General features: G+C 72.6%; 19 protein-coding genes and 2 tRNA genes. 13 read left to right on the top strand and 8 right to left on the bottom strand.

What is annotated here, in order from left to right; all coding sequences use genetic code 11:
* Positions 1–117: 117 nt before the first annotated feature.
* The gene (locus ACZ4XX_RS18375; RefSeq protein WP_468508902.1) at positions 118–669 is read right to left on the bottom strand and encodes a PPA1309 family protein; all 552 of its coding nucleotides are present in this window, start codon (positions 667–669) and stop codon (positions 118–120) included.
* Positions 670–804: 135 nt separating this feature from the next.
* Here ACZ4XX_RS18375 and ACZ4XX_RS18370 point away from each other — a divergent pair, with 135 nt between their 5' ends.
* The 4 genes from ACZ4XX_RS18370 to ACZ4XX_RS18355 all read left to right on the top strand — a co-directional run bounded on the left by ACZ4XX_RS18370 (position 805) and on the right by ACZ4XX_RS18355 (position 6238).
* Positions 805–3708 carry a UPF0182 family membrane protein gene (locus tag ACZ4XX_RS18370; RefSeq protein WP_468508941.1) on the top strand — a complete coding sequence of 968 codons (2904 nt, stop codon included), beginning with the start codon at positions 805–807 and terminating at the stop codon, positions 3706–3708.
* Positions 3709–3753: 45 nt separating this feature from the next.
* Positions 3754–3827, top strand: a tRNA-Met gene (locus tag ACZ4XX_RS18365).
* Between the two features lie 204 nt (positions 3828–4031).
* On the top strand, positions 4032–6011 hold the full coding sequence (locus tag ACZ4XX_RS18360; RefSeq protein ID WP_468508901.1) for a tetratricopeptide repeat protein: 1980 nt from the start codon (positions 4032–4034) through the stop codon (positions 6009–6011).
* Positions 6012–6164: 153 nt separating this feature from the next.
* Positions 6165–6238 (top strand) — tRNA-Met (locus tag ACZ4XX_RS18355).
* Positions 6239–6343: 105 nt separating this feature from the next.
* Here ACZ4XX_RS18355 and ACZ4XX_RS18350 read toward each other — a convergent pair.
* Positions 6344–6763 carry a Fur family transcriptional regulator gene (locus ACZ4XX_RS18350; RefSeq protein WP_329282816.1) on the bottom strand — a complete coding sequence of 140 codons (420 nt, stop codon included), beginning with the start codon at positions 6761–6763 and terminating at the stop codon, positions 6344–6346.
* Positions 6764–6835: 72 nt separating this feature from the next.
* On the opposite strand from ACZ4XX_RS18350, the gene ACZ4XX_RS18345 reads away from it, so the two are divergent.
* Complete coding sequence (locus tag ACZ4XX_RS18345; protein ID WP_468508900.1) at positions 6836–8341, top strand: catalase; 1506 nt, start codon at positions 6836–6838, stop codon at positions 8339–8341.
* A 61-nt stretch (positions 8342–8402) separates the two neighbouring features.
* Here ACZ4XX_RS18345 and ACZ4XX_RS18340 read toward each other — a convergent pair whose 3' ends face one another.
* Both ACZ4XX_RS18340 and hisN read right to left on the bottom strand, forming a co-directional pair.
* Positions 8403–8789: a CBS domain-containing protein gene (locus ACZ4XX_RS18340; protein WP_468508899.1), complete on the bottom strand. Its 387-nt coding sequence runs from the start codon at positions 8787–8789 to the stop codon at positions 8403–8405.
* Positions 8790–8971: 182 nt separating this feature from the next.
* The gene (gene hisN, locus ACZ4XX_RS18335; protein ID WP_318209117.1) at positions 8972–9781 is read right to left on the bottom strand and encodes a histidinol-phosphatase; all 810 of its coding nucleotides are present in this window, start codon (positions 9779–9781) and stop codon (positions 8972–8974) included.
* 120 nt (positions 9782–9901) lie between these two features.
* Here hisN and ACZ4XX_RS18330 point away from each other — a divergent pair, with 120 nt between their 5' ends.
* Positions 9902–10555, top strand: a complete 654-nt coding sequence (locus ACZ4XX_RS18330) for a TetR/AcrR family transcriptional regulator (protein ID WP_468508898.1) — start codon at positions 9902–9904, stop codon at positions 10553–10555.
* Here ACZ4XX_RS18330 and ACZ4XX_RS18325 read toward each other — a convergent pair.
* The 4 genes from ACZ4XX_RS18325 to ACZ4XX_RS18310 all read right to left on the bottom strand — a co-directional run bounded on the left by ACZ4XX_RS18325 (position 10447) and on the right by ACZ4XX_RS18310 (position 13978).
* A complete protein-coding gene (locus ACZ4XX_RS18325) occupies positions 10447–10770 on the bottom strand; it encodes a DMT family transporter (protein ID WP_266969090.1) in 324 nt (107 codons plus the stop codon). The two genes, ACZ4XX_RS18330 and ACZ4XX_RS18325, sit on opposite strands and share 109 nt — an antisense overlap.
* A gap of 152 nt (positions 10771–10922) precedes the next feature.
* Positions 10923–11936: a ribosome small subunit-dependent GTPase A gene (rsgA, locus tag ACZ4XX_RS18320; protein ID WP_468508897.1), complete on the bottom strand. Its 1014-nt coding sequence runs from the start codon at positions 11934–11936 to the stop codon at positions 10923–10925.
* Positions 11937–11939: 3 nt separating this feature from the next.
* Positions 11940–13271 (bottom strand): 3-phosphoshikimate 1-carboxyvinyltransferase, encoded by a 1332-nt coding sequence (gene aroA, locus ACZ4XX_RS18315; protein WP_468508896.1) that lies wholly within the window; start codon positions 13269–13271, stop codon positions 11940–11942.
* 20 nt (positions 13272–13291) lie between these two features.
* Positions 13292–13978 carry a M50 family metallopeptidase gene (locus ACZ4XX_RS18310; RefSeq protein WP_468508895.1) on the bottom strand — a complete coding sequence of 229 codons (687 nt, stop codon included), beginning with the start codon at positions 13976–13978 and terminating at the stop codon, positions 13292–13294.
* A 50-nt stretch (positions 13979–14028) separates the two neighbouring features.
* Between ACZ4XX_RS18310 and ACZ4XX_RS18305 the strand changes: the two genes are divergently transcribed.
* The 7 genes from ACZ4XX_RS18305 (at position 14029) to ACZ4XX_RS18275 (ending at position 20895) form a co-directional block, all read left to right on the top strand.
* Complete coding sequence (locus tag ACZ4XX_RS18305; protein WP_468508894.1) at positions 14029–14844, top strand: SOS response-associated peptidase; 816 nt, start codon at positions 14029–14031, stop codon at positions 14842–14844.
* Positions 14845–15027: 183 nt separating this feature from the next.
* Entirely contained in the window at positions 15028–15669 is a 642-nt protein-coding gene (locus ACZ4XX_RS18300; RefSeq protein WP_468508940.1) for an alpha/beta hydrolase family protein, read from the top strand.
* A gap of 241 nt (positions 15670–15910) precedes the next feature.
* Positions 15911–16567 (top strand): sigma-70 family RNA polymerase sigma factor, encoded by a 657-nt coding sequence (locus tag ACZ4XX_RS18295; RefSeq protein ID WP_030207302.1) that lies wholly within the window; start codon positions 15911–15913, stop codon positions 16565–16567.
* Positions 16564–16881 (top strand): mycothiol system anti-sigma-R factor, encoded by a 318-nt coding sequence (gene rsrA / locus ACZ4XX_RS18290; RefSeq protein WP_468508893.1) that lies wholly within the window; start codon positions 16564–16566, stop codon positions 16879–16881. Before ACZ4XX_RS18295 ends, rsrA begins: the two co-directional genes overlap by 4 nt.
* A 150-nt stretch (positions 16882–17031) precedes the next feature.
* Complete coding sequence (locus tag ACZ4XX_RS18285) at positions 17032–18546, top strand: HD-GYP domain-containing protein (RefSeq protein ID WP_468508939.1); 1515 nt, start codon at positions 17032–17034, stop codon at positions 18544–18546.
* Positions 18543–19835, top strand: coding sequence for an HD-GYP domain-containing protein (locus tag ACZ4XX_RS18280; RefSeq protein ID WP_468508892.1), 1293 nt, complete (start codon positions 18543–18545; stop codon positions 19833–19835). The genes ACZ4XX_RS18285 and ACZ4XX_RS18280 overlap by 4 nt, the downstream gene beginning before the upstream one ends.
* A 79-nt stretch (positions 19836–19914) precedes the next feature.
* Positions 19915–20895 (top strand): tetratricopeptide repeat protein, encoded by a 981-nt coding sequence (locus ACZ4XX_RS18275; protein WP_055600922.1) that lies wholly within the window; start codon positions 19915–19917, stop codon positions 20893–20895.
* Positions 20896–20920: the final 25 nt, after the last annotated feature.

Here is a 20920-nt window from a genome sequence, read left to right as displayed (position 1 = left end):
GTGCGGGAGACAGGGGTCCCGGGGGGGGGGGGGAGGGGGGTTGTGCGGTGGGGGGGGGGGGGGGGGGGGTGGCCCCCCTTTTGGTGCCCCTTCCCCCCTTCCGCTGTCGGACGGAGGTCAGCCCTCGAAGGTCGCCGTCAGCGCCTCGGCGAGGCCCGGCACCAGGTCGGGGCCGGTCAGGACCTCGGTCGCGGTGTCCTTCTCGCGGAGCCGGATCGCCGCCTCACGGGCCCCGCCGCGCAGCACGGCCACGGTCATCCGTACCTCCTGGCGGTCCGGGTGGGCGGCCACCCACTTGGCGAGCTGCTTCTCGTTCAGGCCCTGCGGGACCTGGGCCTCCGCCGACGGGGGCAGCATGAGCCGCTCCACCGTCATGGCGCAGCCGGCCACGCCCGCCGGCCAGGCGATCGTGCCGAGGAATTCGTCGAGGGGCTTCCCGCGCGGCAGCTTGTCCTGCTCGATCGGGGTGTAGGCGGTGGCATCGTCACCCAGGCCCAGCTGGGAGGCGAGCGCGGGTTCCTTGGCGCGCAGCCGTGCGGTGTCGACCAGGGCGAACAGACGGGCCGGCTGGTCCCAGCCGAGGCCCGCCGCGTACTCGTCGATCTCGAGCACCGCGCGGGTGAGGGGGCTCGCGGCCATTGCCGGGCCGGAGGGGGAAACGTTGGACATGACCAATATCCTGCCTCCTCTTCCCCTGAACACGGGAACTAGGTAAAGCCTCAGTAAGTTGCACCATTGGGCTCTACGATCGCGGGGCCTGCTTTCAGACGCATCAACATCGAGGGGCGCACGTTGGCTTTCCAGATGCCGGACCGCGGCGGTAGCCCGTCCGGGCCGAGGATGAGAGTCGGCCGGCCGTCCCGGCGGGCCCGAACCCTGCTCATGACACTCGGGGTCCTGGCCGTGCTGGCCATGGCGTTCGTGATGTTCGCCGGGTTCTGGACGGACTGGCTCTGGTACCGCTCGGTCAATTACTCGTCCGTGTTCACGACCACGCTGTGGACCAAGATCGGCCTCTTCGCCGTCTTCGGTCTGCTGATGGGGCTCGCCGTCGGCCTGAACATCTGGCTGGCGTACCGGCTGCGGCCGCCGCTCAGCGCGATGTCGCTGGAGCAGCAGAGCCTCGACCGGTACCGGATGGGCCTCGCCCCCTTCAAGAAGTGGGTGCTGCTCGCGGTCACCGCCCTGGTGGCGCTGATCGCCGGCGCCTCCGCCTCGGGCCAGTGGCGCACCTGGCTGATGTGGGTCAACGGCGTGAAGTTCGGCGAGAAGGACCCGCAGTTCGGGCTCGACGTGTCGTTCTACGCGTTCGACCTGCCCTGGTACCGCTTCCTGCTCGCCTTCGGCTTCGCCGCCGTCGTCCTGTCGCTGATCGCCGCCGCGCTCACGCACTACCTGTACGGCGGGCTGCGGATCACGAGCCCGGGCGCGCGTGCCACCGCCGCGGCCACCGGCCACCTCTCGGTGCTGCTCGGTGTCTTCGTGGCGCTGAAGGCCGTGGCGTACTGGCTCGACCGGTACGGCCTGGCCGTGAAGTCCAGCGACTTCAAGGCCACCGGCAACTGGACGGGCCTGCGGTACGTCGACGCCAACGCCTACCTGCCGGCGAAGACCATCCTGTTCTGCATCGCCGCGATCTGCGCCGTGCTGTTCTTCGCCACGCTCTGGCGCCGCACCTGGCAGCTGCCGGTGATCGGCTTCGGTCTGATGGTGCTCTCCGCGATCCTGATCGGCGGCCTGTACCCGGCCATCGTGCAGAAGTTCCAGGTCCAGCCGAACGAGCAGGCCAAGGAAGCGCAGTACATCCAGAAGAACATCGACGCGACCCGCAAGGCGTACGCGATCGACGAGACGAAGCTCGAGAACTACTCGGGCAAGTCGACGGTGAAGGCCAAGGACCAGCTGCGCAGCAACGCCGACTCGGCGGCCAGCTACCGCGTCCTCGACCCGAACATCGTGTCGCCGACGTTCCAGCAGCTTGAGCAGAAGCGGAAGTACTACCAGTTCCCGACCACGCTGGACGTGGACCGCTACGCGGGCAAGGACACCGTCGTCGGTCTCCGTGAGCTCAACATCAAGGGCATCCCGAAGCGGAACTGGATCAACGACCACTTCACCTACACCCACGGCTACGGCGCGATCATGGCCGCGGGCACGCAGACGGACGCCAACGGCTCCCCGATCTTCACCGAGGCCGGACTGCCGACCACGGGGATGCTCGGCACGTACCAGCAGCGGATCTACTACGGCGAGAAGACCGATCAGTACTCGATCGTCGGCGGCCCGCAGAAGGAGCTGGACTACGAGGAGAACGGCGAGAAGACCACCAGCTACGACGGCAAGAGCGGGGTCAACCTCTCCAACACCTTCAACCGCGCCGCCTACGCGGTCGCGTTCAGTGAGCCGCAGATCCTCTACTCGGGGGCCATCGGCGAGGGCTCGCGGATCCTCTACAACCGCACGCCCAAGGAGCGCGTCGAGGCCGTCGCGCCCTGGCTGACCATCGACGGCGACGCCTACCCGGTGGTCGTCGACGGCCGGATCCAGTGGGTCATCGACGCCTACACGACGACCAACGGCTACCCGTACGCCTCGCGCACCACGCTCGGCGACACCACCGCCGACTCGCTGACCGTCGGCAACCAGCAGCGCGCGGTCGTCGCCCAGCAGAACCAGGTCAACTACATCCGCAACTCGGTGAAGGCCACCGTCGACGCCTACGACGGCACGGTGAACCTCTACCAGTGGGACACCCAGGACCCGGTCCTGAAGACCTGGATGAAGGCGTTCCCGGGCACGGTCAAGGCCAAGTCCGAGATCGACGGCGACCTGATGCAGCACCTGCGGTACCCGCAGGACATGTTCAAGGTCCAGCGTGAGCTGCTGACCCGCTACCACGTCACCGACCCCGCGCAGTTCTACAGCGGCTCGGACGCCTGGCAGGTGCCGGACGACCCGACCAACAAGGACGGCAACGCGGTCCCGCCGTACTACCTGAGCATGAAGATGCCCGGGGACACGGCGCAGCGCTTCTCGCTGACGACGACGTTCACGCCGAGCGGCCGGCCCAACCTGGGCGGCTTCATGGCGGTCGACGCCGACGCCACCAGCAAGGAGTACGGCCGGCTGAGACTGCTGAGGGTCACCGAGGACGTGCCGGGTCCGGCGCAGGTGCAGAGCAAGCTCAACGGTCTGCCCTCCGTCGCCACCTTCGTCCGGGACATGAAGGGCGCCGACTCCGACATCCAGTACGGCAACCTGCTGACCGTCCCGCTCGACGGCGGGTTCCTGTACGTGGAACCGGTGTACGCCCAGGGACGCAACGCGCTCTACCCGCTCCTGAAGAAGGTCGCGGTGTCGTACGTGGACGCGGACCAGCCGGACGGTGACACGACCAAGGACACCACGGTGTTCGAGGACAACCTCACCAAGGCGCTCAACGCGGTCTTCGGGGTGGAGGCGCCCACCACGCCGCCGCCCACCTCGCCGACGAACCCGCCGGGCACCACCAACCCGCCGCCGGCGTCCAACGACGCCGCGCTCAAGCAGGCGATCTCGGACGCCCAGAAGGCGTACGACGCGGGCGAGGCGGCTCTGGCGAAGGGCGACTGGACGGCGTACGGCAAGGCCCAGGAGGACCTCCAGGCGGCGCTCGAGCGCGCCGCGGAGGCCGGGGCGAAGCTCAAGTCGACGGGATCAAGCGGCTGACCTGAGGTTTTCCACCCCGCGACCGTGGTACGGTTGGTCTACCGACGCGGGGTGGAGCAGCTCGGTAGCTCGCTGGGCTCATAACCCAGAGGTCGCAGGTTCAAATCCTGTCCCCGCTACTCAGAGGACGAGGGCCCGGATCCATAAGGATCCGGGCCTTCGTCGTGTGTCGGCGTGCGAGGGGGGTCCGAAGCGCGGTAGGGAAGGGGCGAGTTGGCGTGAGTCGTGTTTGACTTGTCTCTCTGTGGGCATGTCGACAAAACGCTGAGTGACCTCACTGGCTGCGGTATACCAGGTGTGCTCGGGTTGCGGGTGGTGCGACGATGGTATTTATGGGGGACAGGGCAACTCTGTTGGAGACAGGGCGGTTTGTGCAGCGGCATGCCAGGAACGCCGCGGACGAGATCATCGAGGCAGTAGGGGCCGTCGATGCGGCCGTCGACACCGCCGCCGAGACCGATGCCGAGACCGAGAACGAGACCGAGACCGAGGCCCGCCACCGGCGTGCCGCCGAGCGCGGCGACCTCGCCTCGATGAGCGCGCTCGGCGCGCTGCTGCTGCGCCGCGGCGACCTCGACGGCGCCGAGCCCTACCTGCGCGGCGCCACCGCCGAGGGCGACCGGGCCGCCGCGAACAACCTCGGGGTCCTGCTGCACCAGCGCGGCTACGCCGAAGAGGCCGCCGGCTGGTGGCGGGTCGCCGCCGTCGCCGGCTCCGCGCCCGCCGCCCACGCCCTCGGCCGCCACCACCGCGAGCGCGGCGACGAGCCGGCCGCCGAGTACTGGCTGCGCCAGGCCGCCGAACAGGGCCACGCCCTCGGCGCGTACGCCCTCGCCGACCTCCTGGAGCACCGCAGCGACGTCGGCGCCGAGCGCTGGCTGCGCGCCGCCGCCGAACAGGGCCACCGCGAGGCCGCGTACCGGCTCGCCCTCGCCCTGGAGCGCCGCGCCACCGAGACCACCCGCGGCCCGCACGACACCGGCGCCCGGCTCCGGGCCCCCGGCACCGGCGCGCTCGTGCCCACCGGCGCGCCCGCCGCCGCCCCGGCGGCCGGAGAGCCCCCGGCCGGGCGGGCCGTCGGTGAGCCCGGGGGCGAGCCCACCGAGGCCGAGCAGTGGTTCCGGCAGGCCGCCGCGCGCGGCCACCGGCGCGCCGCGCTCCACCTCGGCGCGATCCTGGAGCACCGCGGCGAGCTCAAGGAGGCCGGCCGCTGGTACCTCAGCTCCGCCAAGGAGGGCGAGGCCAAGGCCGCCTGCGCGCTCGGCTTCCTGCTCCGCGACGCGGGCGACGAGGAGAGCGCCGCCGTCTGGTGGCTGCGCGCCGCCCAGGACGGCGACGGCAACGCCGCCAACGCCCTCGGAGCGCTGCACGCGGCCAGGGGCGAGCAGCAGACCGCCGAGCGCTGGTACCGGGCCGCCATGGACGCGGGCGACGTCAACGGCGCCTACAACCTCGGGCTGCTCTGCGCCGCCCAGGACCGCATCCCGCAGGCCGAGCAGTGGTACCGCCGGGCCGCCTACGCGGGCCACCGCGAGGCCGCCAACGCGCTCGCCGTGCTGCTCCTCCAGGCCGGCGACGCCAACGGCGCCGAGCCGTGGTTCTCCAAGGCCGCCGAGGCCGGCAGCGTCGACGCCGCGTTCAACCTCGGCATCCTCCACGCGGGCCGCGACGACGACCGTGCGGCCCTCGTCTGGTACGAGCGGGCCGCGGCCGCCGGGCACACCGAGGCCGCCCTGCAGGTGGGCATCGCCGCCCTCCGGGACGGCGACGAGCGCACCGCCGAGCGGCACCTGCGCTGCGCGGCCGGCGGCGGCAGCGCCGAGGCCGCCTTCCGGCTCGCCTCGGTGCTCGACGCGCGTCGCCCCGACCCGGGCCCGGCCGTCCTCGGCGCGCCCCGGGAAGAGAAGTCCGAGTGCGAGGAGTGGTACGAGCGGGCGGCCCAGCAGGGCCACCGGCGTGCCCAGGTGCGGGTCGGCATGCTCGCCGCCGGGCGCGGCGACCTGGCCGAGGCCGACCGCTGGTACCGCGAGGCGGCCGAGGCCGGCTCGCGCAACGGCGCCTTCAACCTCGGGCTGCTGCTGGCCCGCGAGGGCAGCGAGCGCGAGGCCGCCCTCTGGTGGACCCGGGCCGCCCGGGCCGGCCACGGGCGGGCCGCGCTCCGGCTCGCGCTGCTCGCGGCGCGCCGCGGGGAGCTGACCGAGGGGCGCCGCTGGTGCGCCCGTGCGGTGGAGCTGGGCCCCGCGGAGGTCGCGGAGCGGGCTGCGCGGCTGAGCGAGGCGCTGCATCAGGAGCTGACCGCGTGACGGTGGCGTGAGGGCTGCGCCTCCGTGGCGTGAGGCCCCGGGGGCGTGGCGAGGGCAGCGCCACCCTGGCGAGAGGCTCTGGAGGGCCGTGAGGGCTGCGTCTTAATGGATTTGCGCTGGTCGCGCGGCGTCCCGTAGAGTCGGGTTTACCGACGCGGGGTGGAGCAGCTCGGTAGCTCGCTGGGCTCATAACCCAGAGGTCGCAGGTTCAAATCCTGTCCCCGCTACTCAGTAGCAACGAAGGCCCGGATCCAGTCACTGGATCCGGGCCTTCGCCGTACGCGCGAAAGCACGGAGAAGGCCCCCGCCGGAGCGGGGGCCTTCCTGGTGCGTCAGGCGGTCGTCGCGCAGCTCGGGCAGATGCCGCGGTACGTGACCTCGACGTTCGAGATCGTGAAGCCGAAGCGTTCGGTGTCCGGCAGGTCCGCCAGCGGGTCGCCGCCCGGGTGGACGTCCCGGATCGCGCCGCAGCGACCGCAGACCAGGTGCTGGTGCGGCCGGTGGGCGTTGGGGTCGTAGCGCTTGGCGCGTCCGTCGGTCGCGACCTCGAGGACCTCGCCGAGGGTGACCATCTCGCCCAGCGTGTTGTAGACGGTCGCGCGCGAGATCTCGGGAAGTCGCGCCACGGCGCGTGCGTGGACCTCGTCGGCGGTCAGGTGCACATGGTCCCCGTCGAGGACCTCGGCCACGACGCGTCGCTGCGCGGTCATCCGCCAGCCGCGTCCGCGCAGTCGTTCCAACAGGTCACTCATGGGGGCCAGGGTAACAGTCGCGGCCTCGACTTCCGAACAGGTGTGACTTTGGATGTTCACTTGACTTGGACAATGTCCAATGTAGGATCGAGTGCGGCAGCGCAGGACAGGACGCAGGAGGCGTACGTGACGCAGGGACCGCTCACCACGGAGGCCGGCGCGCCGGTCGCCGACAACCAGAACAGCGAGACGGCGGGCATCGGCGGTCCGGTCCTCGTCCAGGACCAGCTCCTGCTGGAGAAGCTCGCCCACTTCAACCGGGAGCGCATCCCGGAGCGCGTGGTCCACGCGCGCGGTGCGGGCGCCTACGGCACCTTCACGCTCACCCGCGACGTCTCGCAGTGGACGCGGGCCGCGTTCCTCTCCCGGGTCGGCAAGCAGACCGAGACGTTCCTGCGCTTCTCCACGGTCGCGGGCAACCTCGGTGCGGCAGACGCCGTGCGCGACCCGCGCGGCTGGGCGCTGAAGTTCTACACCGAGGAGGGCAACTACGACCTCGTCGGCAACAACACCCCGGTGTTCTTCATCAAGGACGCCATCAAGTTCCCCGACTTCATCCACACCCAGAAGCGCGACCCGTACTCGGGCTCGCAGGAGGCGGACAACGTCTGGGACTTCTGGGGCCTCTCCCCGGAGTCGACCCACCAGGTCACCTGGCTCTTCGGCGACCGCGGCATCCCCGCCTCGTACCGCCACATGAACGGCTACGGCTCGCACACGTACCAGTGGAACAACGAGGCCGGCGAGGTCTTCTGGGTCAAGTACCACTTCAAGACCGACCAGGGCATCAAGAACCTCACCCAGGACGAGGCCAACCGGCTCGCCGGCGAGGACCCGGACTCGCACCAGCGCGACCTGCGCGAGGCCATCGAGCGCGGCGACTTCCCGACCTGGACCGTACAGGTCCAGATCATGCCCGCGGCGGACGCGGCGACCTACCGCTTCAACCCGTTCGACCTCACCAAGGTGTGGCCGCACGAGGACTACCCGCCGGTCGAGATCGGCACGCTGGAGCTCAACCGCAACCCGGAGAACATCTTCGCCGAGGTCGAGCAGTCCGTCTTCAGCCCGGCGCACTTCGTGCCCGGCATCGGCCCGTCCCCGGACAAGATGCTCCAGGGCCGCCTGTTCGCCTACGGCGACGCCCACCGCTACCGCGTCGGCATCAACGCCGACCACCTGCCGGTGAACCGGCCGCACGCCACCGAGGCACGCACCCACTCCCGTGACGGCTTCCTCTACGACGGCCGCCACAAGGGTGCGAAGAACTACGAGCCGAACTCCTTCGGCGGCCCCTCCCAGACGGACCGGCCGCTGTGGCAGTCCGCCCCGGTCACCGGCGGCACCGGCAACCACCCCGCCGCGGTCCACGCGGAGGACGACGACTTCAGGCAGGCGGGCGACCTCTACCGGCTGATGTCGGAGGGCGAGAAGGGCCGCCTGGTCGACAACCTGGCCGGTTTCATCGCCAAGGTCTCGCGCAGCGACATCGCCGAGCGGGCGATCGGCAACTTCCGCCGGGCGGACGAAGACTTCGGCAAGCGGCTGGAGGTCGCGATCCAGGCCCTGCGCGGCTGAGGCCGCCTGCCGAAAGAGGGAGCGGGCCGGATTTCCGTACGGATTCCGGCCCGCTCTCGCATCATCCCGCGACGCTGTGCAACGGGACCCAGCAGCGGATGATGTCCCGGACCGACACGATGCCGACGGGACCGTGGCCGTCGAGGACCACCAGGTGGCGGAAGCCGCCGTGGGTCATGGCCTCGGCCGCCTCCTCCAGGGTCCAGGTGGGGGCGGCGAAGACGACGTCGTGGGTGGTGTGGGCGTCGGCGGTCTCGATGTCGGGGTTCTGGTCGCGGGCCAGTGAGTTGAGGATGTCCCGTTCGGTGAGGATGCCGAGCCCGGCGTCCCCGTCCAGGACGACGGCCGCGCCGACGTGGCGCGCCGCCATCAGCCGGGCGGCCTGTCGGAGGGTGTGTGCGGGGCCGATGGTGAGGACCACGGTGCTCATGGCGTCACGGACGAGCATGGGCGGAGCCACCTCCTTGGTGAAACGTTCCCGCTTTCAACGAGAACCGATTCACAAGTTCACAAGTGGGGGGACTCTCAGAGTGGCACCGGGGGAGGGGCCCGACAAGGGGGCGCGCGAGGCGCCCCGGGGAGTGTCGAGGGCGCTCGAACGCGGGTGCTCGACCTGGCGCGGCGGGGCGATCAGCCCTCCGCGTTCTCCTGGTTGAGGTAGCTCAGCAGCTCGCCGTGGAGCAGACCGTTCGACGCCGCCGCGTTTCCGCTGTGCGGACCGTGCCGGCCGTCCAGGCCCGTGTACGTACCGCCCGCCTCCTGGACCACGACCGCCACGGCGGCCATGTCCCACAGCGACAGCTCCGGCTCCGCGCAGATGTCCACCGAGCCCTCGGCGACCATCATGTACGGCCAGAAGTCGCCGTACGCCCGCGTCCGCCAGCACGCGCGCGTGAGGTCCAGGAAACCGTCGAGGCGGCCCTGCTCCTCCCAGCCGCTCAACGAGGAGTACGCGAACGAGGCGTCCTCCAGGGACGCGACCTTCGAGACGCCGATCCGGCTCGCCGAGGCGAGACTGCGCCCCGTGTACGCCCCGAGGCCCTTCGCCGCCCACCAGCGCCGGCCGAGCGCCGGGGCCGACACCACGCCCACCACCGGCTGGAAGCCGGTCTCCCCGGCCTCCATCAGCGCGATCAGGGTCGCCCAGACGGGTACCCCGCGCACGTAGTTCTTCGTACCGTCGATCGGGTCGATCACCCAGCGGCGCGGGCCCGAGCCCTCCACGCCGTACTCCTCGCCCAGGATCGCGTCGCGCGGCCTGGCGCGCTGGAGCTGCCCCCGGATCAGTTCCTCGGCGGCCTTGTCGGCCTCGCTCACCGGAGTCATGTCCGGCTTCGTCTCGACCTTGAGGTCGAGCGCCTGGAACCGGTCCATGGTGGCCGCGTCGGCGGCATCCGCGAGGACATGGGCGAGACGCAGATCATCGTGGTAGTCGGCCATGGTCGGCACTCTATCTCCGTGTGATCCCCGCACGGAGAACCGTCCACCGGCGCCCCTTGACAGTGCGGGGACGCCTGCCGACGCTGAGCACGGAAACGATTCCCCGTCCGGGAGGCGCCGATGCCGACTGCCCGCGAGGCCCTGCTCGACGCCGCGCTCGCGGCGCTCGCGCACCGGCCGTGGTCCGCCGTCCGCATGGCCGACCTCGCCGTGGCCGCCCGGGTCTCCCGGCAGACCCTCTACAACGAGTTCGGCAGCAAGGAAGGCCTCGCCCGCGCCCTGGTGCACCGGGAGGCCGACACCTATCTCCAGGGCGTCCGGCGGCTGCTCGCCGCCCCGGCCCCGCCCGAACGGAACCTGGTCGCCGTCGTCGAGTGGATCGTCACCCGGGCCGCCTCCCGGCCCGTGCTGCGGGCCCTGCTCACCGGCGCCTGGGACGAGCGGCTGCCCGCGCCCCGGCCCGCCAGACCCGGCGCGCGCCCCGCGGCCGTTCCCGCACAGCGTCACGCGGACGAGGGGCCGCCCGCGCCGGGCGAACTGGTGGCGGCGACCGCGGCCTGCGCGGGGGAGCGGTGGGCGGCGGGCTGCGAACTCGCCGTCCGGCTGGCCCTCAGTCATGTCGTGGCGCCCACGGTCCCCTCGATCGGGGGGTGGCGGGCGGAGGGTCAGTGCGCCGAGCCGGACAGCTGGAGCCCGATCACGCCGACGATGACCAGGCTGATCGAGATGATCTTGAGCGTGGAGACCACGTCACCGAGGAAGATCATCCCGTAGATCGCCGTCCCGGCCGCCCCGATCCCGGTCCACACCGCGTACGCGGGACCCACGTCGAGCTTCCGCAGGGCGAGCGTCAGGAGGCCGAAGCTGCCCAGGGCGAAGGCCGCGAACGCGACCGTCGGCCACAGCCGGGTGAATCCGTGCGAGAGCTTCAGGCAGACCGCGAACCCCGTCTCCAGAAAGCCCGCCACCACCACCAGCAGCCACGCCATCGTCAGTGCCTCCCACGCCGTCGGTGACTGCTTCGTCGCACTTGGTGCGATTATGCACTTACCGGCCGTGGTCGTCCGTAAACGTGAACGGCGCGGCCGCTCGCAAACGCGGGCGGCTCGGCGGTACCGCCCGGGCAGGGCGGCACAGGGGCTCAGTCGCCCTCGCGCCGCTCCCGGGTCGCGAGCAGCCGGCGCAGCGAGACGAGCCGCGCCGGATCGGCGTGCCCCTCCGCCACCCACGCGTCGAGCGCGCAGTCCTGCTCGTCGTGGCTGCACGCGCGCGGGCAGTTCTCCGTACCCGGGACGAGGTCGGGGAAGGCGAGGATGACCCGGGACGGGTCGACGTGGTGCAGACCGAAGGAGCGGACGCCCGGGGTGTCGATGACCCAGCCGCCCTCCTTGTCGTTGAGCGGCAGGGCGAGCGCGGAGGTGGTGGTGTGCCGGCCGCGGCCCGTGACCGCGTTGACGACACCGGTGGTCCGCCGCCGCTCCGGCGGGACCAGGGCGTTGACCAGAGTCGTCTTGCCGACACCGGAATGCCCGACGAACGCGGTGGTCCGGCCCTTGAGGTGCTCGTGGACCCGCTCGGCGGCGACCCCGTCCACGAACTCGTCGCGCGTGGTCACCACATACGGCACACCGAGCGCCCCGTACATGCCGAGGAGGTCGTCCGGCGGCGCCAGGTCCGACTTGGTGAGGACCAGCAGCGGGGTGAGGCCCCCGTCGTACGCGGCGACCAGACAGCGGTCGATCAGACGCGGGCGCGGCTCGGGGTCGGCGAGGGCGGTGACGATCGCCAGCTGGTCGGCGTTGGCGACGACCACCCGCTCGTACGGGTCGTCGTCGTCGGCCGTGCGGCGCAGCACCGAGCTGCGCTCGCCGATCCGCACGATCCGGGCGAGCGTGTCCTTCTCGCCGGACAGGTCGCCGACGAGCGAGACGCGGTCGCCGACCACGGCGGCCTTGCGGCCCAGCTCGCGCGCCTTCATCGCGGTCACCGCCCGGTCGTCGACCAGGACGGTCAGCCGGCCGCGGTCGACGGTGAGGACCATGCCCTCGACGGCGTCCTCGTGCTTCGGGCGGATCGTGGTGCGGGGACGGGTGCCCTTGCGGTTGGGCCGCTGGCGGATGTCGTCCTCGTCGGTGTGCTTGCCGTAACGCCGCATGGTTCAGGCCCCGAGCATTTCGGTCCACATCCTCGGGAAGTCGGGCAAGGTCTTCGCCGTCGTGGCCACGTCCTCGATCTCCACGCCCTCGACCGCGAGGCCGATGATCGCGCCCGCCGTCGCCATGCGGTGGTCGTGGTACGTGTGGAAGACGCCGCCGTGCAGCGGGCGCGGGCGGATGTGGAGACCGTCCTCGGTCTCGGTCACGTCGCCGCCCAGCTCGTTGATCTCCTTGGTGAGCGCCGCCAGCCGGTCCGTCTCGTGCAGCCGGAGATGGGCCACCCCGCGCAGGGTCGACGGGGAGTCCGCGAGGGCCGCGACCGCCGCGATGCCGGGCGTCAGCTCGCCGACCTCGCCGAGGTCCACGTCGATGCCGTGGATCCGGCCCGTGCCGGTGAAGGTCAGGCCCGCGTCGGTCAGCTCGCAGGAACCACCCATCTCGGTGAAGATCTCCCGCAGCGCGTCACCGGGCTGGGTGGTCCGCACCGGCCAGTCCGGGACCGTCACACGGCCGCCGGTGATCAGGGCCGCCGCCAGGAACGGCTGCGCGTTCGACAGGTCGGGCTCGACGACCAGGTCCCGGCCGCGCAGCGCGGAGGGGGCCACCCGCCACACGTTCGGGGCGCCGCCGTGCTCCGGCTCGTCGACCTGGGCGCCGACCGCGCGCAGCATGTCGACCGTCATCCGGATGTGCGGCAGCGAGGGCAGCCGCGACCCCACGTGCCGTACCTCGACGCCCTGGTTGAAGCGGGGCGCGGACAGCAGCAGGGCGCTCACGAACTGGGAGGACGAGGAGGCGTCGATCTCGACCGGGCCGCCGTCCAGGCCACCGGCGCCGTGCACCGTCAGGGGGAGTGCGCCGCGGCCCTCGTCGTCGATGCGGGCGCCGAGCGCGCGCAGTGCGTCGATCACGCCGTGCAGCGGGCGCTCGTGGGAGCGGGGGTCGCCGTCGAAGCGCACCGGGCCGTCGGCGAGCGCCGCGACCGGGGGCAGGAAGCGCATGACCGTGCCGGCGTTGCCGACGTCGACGGTCGCGGGGCCGCGCAGCGGGGAGGGGATGATCCGCCAGGCCTCGCCGGATCCGTCGGGGCCCACGCCCTCCTCGATCCGCACGCCGAGGGTGCGGAGCGCCTCGGCCATCAGGAGGGTGTCGCGGGAGCGGAGCGGGCGGCGCAGCCAGCCCGGCTCGGACGCCAGCGCGGCGAGGACCAGGGCGCGGTTGGTGACCGACTTCGATCCGGGCACGGTGACGGTCGCGTCGACGGCGCCGCGGGCGTACGGGGCGGGCCAGAGGTCGGTGGGCGGGTCGATGTGCGCGGAGGTGGCTGCGGTCATGGACTCACTGTACGGGGGAGTCAGAAGCCCAGGAGCCAGCGCCCGCCGCCGATCAGGGCGGAGATCGAGACCGCGTGGAAGAAGACCAGCCACACCCCGGCGGGCACGTGGGTGAGCCGCGAGAGCTGGTCCGCGTCCGAGTCGGGGGCGCCGCCGTGGCGCCGCTTCGCCTGGAGCTCGAAGGCCGGCCGGACGCCGCCGACGAGCAGGAACCAGACCGCCGCGCAGGCGAAGGCGCCCTGGACCTCGGGGCCGGCCAGCAGGGAGACGACGAGGAAGGCGGCGCTCGTCAGGAGGACGGTGAGGACGCCGTACGCGTTGCGGACCATCACGAGCAGCGCGAGGAGCAGGACGGTGGCGATCCACAGGAGCAGGGTGACGTGGCGGGTGCCGAGCAGGGCGGCGCCGCCGAGGCCGAGCAACGGGGCCGCGGGGTAGCCGGCGGCCAGGGTGAGGATCACGCCGAGGCCCGTCGGGCGGCCCCGGCTCACGGTCAGTCCGCTGGTGTCGGAGTGCAGCCGGATCGCTTCGAGCCGCCGGCCGGTGGCCAGGGCGACGAGTCCGTGACCGCCCTCGTGGGCGATGGTGATCGCGTTGCGGGCGGGCAGCCAGAGGGTGCGGAAGACGACCAGGGCCAGCGCGCACGCGGCGGTGGCGTAGACGATCCACTCGTCCGGGGCCTGCTGGGTGCCGAGGATCTCTGTCATTTCTCGGACGGCTCCTCGGTCGGGTTCGGGATCGTGGCAGTGTGGCACGTATGTGCGGAAGGTATGCAGCGAGTCGGCGGCCGGAGGATCTGGTCGGACTCTTCGGTGTGGAGAAGTGGGAGCCGGAGGAGACTCTGGCCCCGGACTGGAACGTGGCCCCCACCAAGGAGGTCTGGGCCGTTCTGGAGCGTCCCCTGAAAGACGCAGAATCCCGGCGTCCGGTTCGCCAGCTGCGTGCGCTGAAATGGGGCCTCGTCCCGTCCTGGTCCAAGTCCCCGGAGGGCGCCGCCCGGATGATCAACGCGCGCGCCGAGACCCTGGAAGAGAAGCCCTCCTTCAAGCGGGCCTTCTCGACCCGCCGGTGCATCCTGCCCGCCGACGGCTACTACGAGTGGGTGACCGGGTCGGGGGAGCGGGACCTTGAGGTCGAGGGGAAGAAGAAGCGGCCCCGCAAGCAGCCGTACTTCGTGACCCCGGCGGACGGCTCGGTCTTCGCGATGGCGGGCCTGTACGAGTTCTGGCGCGACCGGACCCTGCCCGACGGCGACCCCCTGGCGTGGTGGGTGACCTGCTCGGTGATCACCACCGAGGCGGAGGCCGGGCCGCTGGGCGTGGCCCCGGCCGAGGGCCCGCACTCGCTCGCCGACATCCACCCCCGGATGCCGCTGATGCTCACCGAGGACCGTTGGGACGCCTGGCTCGACCCGGCCACCACACAGCCCGAGGAGCTGCGCGGGCTGCTCGCCCCGCCGCCGGAGGGCCTGATGCGGGCCTACCCGGTGGCGACCACGGTCAGCAACGTCCGCAACAACGGGCCCGAGCTCCTCACGGAGCTGGAGGGCCCGGAGGTCGGCACGCTCTTCTGAGGCCGCCTTCCCCGGCCGCCATGTCCGGGACCGTCTTCGGAGGCTGCCGCTTCCGAAGCCCCGCCGTTTCCGAGGCCGTCTCGGAGGCCGCCCCGCCGTTTCCGAGGCCGTCTCGGAGCCCGCCCCGCCGTCTCCGAGGCCGCCCCGCGCGCCGGCCGACGGCAGGATGGGAGCGTGACCGACGTGACACAGTACGAGACCGTTTCCACCGACGCCGGGGAAGCCCGCGTCGCCTGGCACGAAGGGCCCCGAGGCACGCGGCCGTGGGCCGTCCTCGCCCTCGGCCACGGCGCCGGCGGCGGCATCGAGGCCCGCGACCTCCAGGCCCTGGCCGCCGCGCTGCCCGCCCGGGGCGTGACCGTAGCCCTCGTCGAGCAGCCCTGGCGGGTGGCGGGCAAGAAGGTCGCACCCGCCCCCAAGACCCTGGACACCGGCTGGCGGGGCCTCTGGCCCGCCCTCGCCCGGCCCGGACTCCCGGTGATCGCGGGCGGCCGCAGCGCCGGCGCCCGGGTCGCCTGCCGCACCGGACGCGAGCTCGGCGCGCTCGCCGTCCTCGCGCTGAGCTTCCCCCTGCACCCGCCGGGCAGGCCGGAGAAGTCCCGGGCCGACGAGCTCCTCGGCAGCGACCTGCCGACGCTCGTCGTCCAGGGCGGCAACGACCCCTTCGGACGGCCCGCGGAGTTCCCGGAAGGCCCGCACCGCCTCGTCGAGATCCCGTACGGGGACCACGGCTTCGCCCTGCCCAGACGGGCGCCGCTCGGGCAGGACGAGGCGATGGTGCTCCTGGCGGACGGAGTCGCCGAATGGATCCTCTCCCTCCGCTGACGGACCGGGAATGTCGAGCGGGGGGCCACTGTTGTTCCGGGCGTCGGTGTGAGAGCAAGAAGAGGGAGTCCGTCGCATGGGTTCGACCATCTGCCCGGAGCGCGCGCAGGCCGCTGACCTCGACTGGACAGTGCTGCCCGCGCCCAAGGGAGCCCTGATTCGGGCGGCGGGCGGAGCGGTTCCTCGTCTATCCTCCGAAACGAGCGGGTCCGCCCCCGGGCTCGCCGCCGCGCTGGAGGAGGTGGGTCCGGTCACTGGGACCGACACAGGGACCGACGACGGCCCCGAGGAGACGACCGAGGAGCGCAACGCGCGCTTCGAGCGGGACGCCCTCGGCTACCTCGACCAGATGTACTCCGCCGCACTGCGCATGACGCGCAACCCCGCGGACGCGGAGGACCTGGTGCAGGAGACCTACGCCAAGGCGTACGGATCCTTCCACCAGTTCCGCGAGGGTACGAACCTCAAGGCCTGGCTGTACCGCATCCTCACGAACACCTTCATCAACTCGTACCGCAAGAAGCAGCGCGAGCCCCAGCGCAGCGCCGCCGAGGAGATCGAGGACTGGCAGCTCGCGCGCGCCGAGTCGCACATGTCGACCGGCCTGCGCTCCGCCGAGTCGCAGGCGCTCGACCACCTCCCGGACTCCGACGTGAAGGAAGCCCTCCAGGCGATTCCCGAGGAGTTCCGCATCGCCGTCTATCTCGCGGATGTCGAGGGCTTTGCGTACAAGGAGATCGCGGACATCATGGGGACACCCATCGGTACGGTGATGTCCCGACTGCACCGGGGTCGCCGCCAGCTGCGCGGCATGCTCGAGGACTACGCCCGCGACCGCGGGCTGGTACCCGCGGGCGCCGGAGAGTCGTCGAACGATCTGAAAGGCTCGGGCTCATGAGCTGCGGAGAGCCGCACGAGACGGATTGCTCGGAAGTCCTGGATCATCTGTACGAGTTCCTCGACAACGAGATGCCCGACAGTGACTGCACCAAGTTCGAGGTGCACTTCGAGGAGTGCTCCCCCTGCCTGGAGAAGTACGGCCTGGAGCAGGCAGTGAAGAAGCTCGTCAAGCGCTGCTGCGGCAGTGACGACGTCCCCACCGACCTGCGGTCCAAGGTCATGGGCCGGATCGACCTGATCCGCTCCGGGCACCTGGTGCCCGAGCAGGAGATCGCGCCGATCGTGCCGACGACACCGGCGACCCAGGAGTAACTCCCCCTTCCGCAGAGGGGAAAGGAGGCTGCCGCGACGCGATCGCGGCGGCCTCCTTCGTATATCAGCTTGTATCACCCGATGGTGCGAATCCGCTCCACCCCGCCGTCACGGGCCGTTCAACTCGCTACCGTGACGGGGATGATGGGCGTGAAGGTCATTCCGCGCGCGGCCCGCGTGTACATCGGCTGCGCCCTGCTGGGCGCCGGGGCCTCCGCCCTGCCCGCCCTGCACCCCGGCGCGGCCACCCCCTGGGCCACGGTCGCGCTCCTCGCCGCCCTGTACGCGCTCTGCGAACTGCCCGCCCGCTGCCGCCTCATCGGCCGCGCGCTCGGAGGCTCCGTCCCCATGGGCACCGGCTCCTTCTTCCCCGTCCTCCTCGCCGCCGCCCTCCTCCTGCCGCCCGCCGCCGCCGCGCTCACCGCCCTGCCCGGCAGCCTCCTCGCCCGCGTCGACGAACCCCCGGCCGCCCCCCGCCGCGCCTGGCGGGCAGCCGCCACCGCCCTCGCCACCTGGGCCGCCGCCCAGGTGGCCCGGGCCCTCGGCTGCGCCCAGGCCCTCGGACACGGCCACGACGCCCCCGACTTCCCGTACGCGCTGCTGCCCGCCGGCGGCGCCGCGCTCACCTTCTGCCTGGCCCTGACCGCCCTCGACGGCGGCATCCGCGCGACGGCCGACGGGCTGCCCCCGCGCGCCGCCTGGCGCGGCCTCCTCGGCCGCGCGCTCGCCCCGCACGCCGTGCACGGGCTCGCCGGACTGATGATGGCCGTCCTCTGGCGCAGCACGTACGGACCCGTGTCGGCCCTCTTCGTACTCCTCCCGATGTACATCTCGTGCTGGGTCTTCGCCCAGTACCACCGCGAGCGCGCCGCCCACCAGGCCACCATCCGCGCCCTCGTCCAGGCCGTCGACATCAAGGACCGCTACACCCGCGGCCACAGCGAACGCGTCGGCCACGCCTCCGTCCTGATCGCCCGCGAACTGGGCATGGCGGAGGAGCGGCTCGACGTCGTGCGGTTCGCCGGCATCCTCCACGACGTCGGCAAACTGGGCGTCCCCACCAGGGTCCTCCGCAAGGACGGCCCCCTCACCCCCGAGGAACGCCGGATCATCGAACTGCACCCGGAGTACGGGCACGAGATGGTCCGCGGCATCGGCTTCCTCGGCGAGGCACGGGCCGCGATCCTCCACCACCACGAACGCATGGACGGCAGCGGCTACCCGTACGGGCTGCACGGCGACGAGATCCCCGAGTTCGCCCGGGTGGTGGCCGTCGCCGACGCCTTCGACGCCATGACCTCCACCCGCTCCTACAGCCGGGCCCGCCCGGTGCCGACCGCCGTCGCCGAACTGGAACGGTGCGCCGGCAGCCAGTTCGACGCCCGGATGGTCGCCGCCCTCGTCCGCGCCCTGGACCGGCACGGCTGGCAGCCCGCCGTCACCGCCGACGAGACCGCACCGGCCGGCCCGGCCGACGGGAACGTGCCGCCGCCCCGCGACACCCGGGCCGCCCGGCGACCGGAAGCGCCGAAGGCCGCACGGCGACCGGAAGCATCGAAGGCCGCCCGGCAACCCAGAGAACCGGAGTCCCCGCGGGAACCGAGACCACCACGGGCCCCGCGGCAACCGGAAGCACCCGGGACCAGGCCCAAGGAGCGTGCATGAGGCCCGGCGCCGTCACCGTCGGCGCCGTGTACGGGGCCGCACTCCTGCTCAGCCTCGCCGGATTCGCCTCCACCCTCTGGTACGGCGTCGACGAACCCGGCAACGCCCTCGCCTTCGGCACCCTCATCGTCCTCGGCGAGCTCGCCCGCTGGGGCACCGCACCCGGCACGGGCGCACACCCCGTGCACGAAGCGCCCGGAGGGAGAGAGCCCGCGCCGCTCGCCGCCGCCGGGGCCCTCGCCTACGCCCTGCTCGGAGCGAGCGCCGGAACCGCCACCACCCACGGCGTCCTCCAGATCGTCGCCGTCGTCGTCGCCGCCGGCCTCGCCGGGATCGTCCCCCACATCGCCCGCGGCCGCGGGCCCGGCCTCGACGACCTCGCCCGCCGCGTCCTCACCGTCGGCTTCGCCGCGCTCTGCTTCCAGCCCCTCTACAACTCCGGGGCCGTCGTCGACCACCTCGGCCAGGGCCCGGCGTACGCCCTCTTCCTCGTCCTGCTCCTCCTCCTGACCGCCCTCTGCGACGCGGTCCTCGCCGCCCTCGTGCTCCGCGCCCGCACCGGATTCCCGTACGGCCCCCTCCTCCGCGACGAACTGCGCGCCCTCCTCGGCATCGGCTCCGCCGTCGGCGCCACCGGCACCGTCATGGCACTCGGCGTGGCCGCCGCCGGACTCTGGGCGCTGCCCGTGCTCGCCGTACCGCTGCTGCTCACCCAGGTCTCCTTCCGGCGGTACGCCGCCGTGCGCACGGTCAACCGGCAGACCATCGCCTCCCTCGCCCGCGCCACCGAGATCGCCGGCTGCACCCCGCACGGGCACGCCCACCGCGTCGCCGCCCTCAGCGCCGCCGTCGGACGGGAGCTGGGCCTCTCCGGCGCCGAGCTGGCCGTCCTCGAGCACGCGGCGCTCATGCACGACATCGGCCAGCTCTCCCTCGTCGACCCCGTCGCCGGCGGAGCCACCGCCCTCCTGCCCGCCGAGGAGCAGCGCCGGATCGCCCTCCTCGGCGGCGAGGTCGTCCGCAGGACCGGTGTCCCCGAGGCCGTCGCCGTCGTCGTGGAGCGCCAGGCCGACCCGTACCGCGAGCAGCCGCTGCCCGCCCGGATCGTCCGCACCGTGAACGCCTACGACGACCTCGCGGGCGGCGAGGGCGCGGGCGCCGCCCTCGACGCCCTGGAACGGCTCAGGCTCGGCACCGCCCGCGACCATCACCCGGATGTCGTCGAATGCCTGGCCAGGGTCCTGGCGCGGGGCGGAGCCGCTGGGGTGACCTCCGTCGCCACTGGGTAACCCATGGGTAATGAGCGCGCGTCCGACCGGGCATGGTTGGATGCGAACAAGAGGGTGAAGCGACCGGCAGGCGGGAATCGTGAAGATCTTCGGGAAGGTACGGCATCGGCCCTCCGCCTCATGGCGGCAGGCCACCGACCGCGCGTTCACGCTGATCGGCGACGGCCGGTACGAGGACGCGGGCGCACTCCTGACGCGCGCGGCGGATCTGGAGCCCTGGCTCTCGGAGTCCTGGTTCAACCTGGCGCTGCTGCACAAGTTCCGGCACGACTGGGAGCAGGCGCGCGCCGCCGGGCTCCGTGCCGTCGCCCTGCTCGACAAGGAGAGCGGCGCCCCCGACTGGTGGAACGTGGGCATCGCCGCGACCGCCCTCCAGGACTGGCCGCTGGCCCGCCGCGCCTGGCAGGCCTACGGACTGAAGGTCCCCGGCGCCGCCGCGGGCACCGGTGAGCCCGCCGGGATGGAGCTGGGCAGCGCCGCCGTCCGGCTGTCGCCCGAGGGCGAGGCCGAGGTCGTGTGGGGCCGCCGGCTCGACCCCGCCCGGATCGAGGTCCTCTCCATTCCGCTGCCGTCCTCCGGACGCCGCTGGGGCGAGGTCGTCCTCCACGACGGCGTCCCGAACGGCGAGCGCACCACCACCGCCGGCCCCTCCTACCCGGTCTTCGACGAGATCGAGCTGTGGGCCCCCTCACCCGTTCCCACCTGGGTGGTGCTCCTGGAGGCCGCCACCGAGGCCGACCGGGACGCCCTGGAGCAGCTCGCCGCGGAAGCGGGCTTCGCCGCGGAGGACTGGTCGTCCTCCGTGCGGCTGCTCTGTCGCGCCTGCTCCGAGTCGACCATGCCGAGCGCCGAGGGCGAGGGCGAGCACTCCGACCCGCACGACCACAGCGAGCCGGGCCACCCCGGGCCGCTCGGGCACCGCTCGCCCGGCGAGCTGTGGGTCCCGGAGCGGGAGTGCGGCATCGCGGCCCCGGCCGGCCTGGTCCGCGGGCTCCTCGACGGCTGGGTGGCGGACAGTCCCGACAGCCGTGAGTGGCGCGATCTCGAAGAGGTCTGCTGAGCGTTCCCTGCCGGGCCCGTAGGCT

This window comes from Streptomyces sp. NPDC029956 (assembly GCF_055574655.1).
Note: the sequence above shows the minus strand (reverse complement) of the source record. Positions and strands in the feature narration are given on the sequence as shown.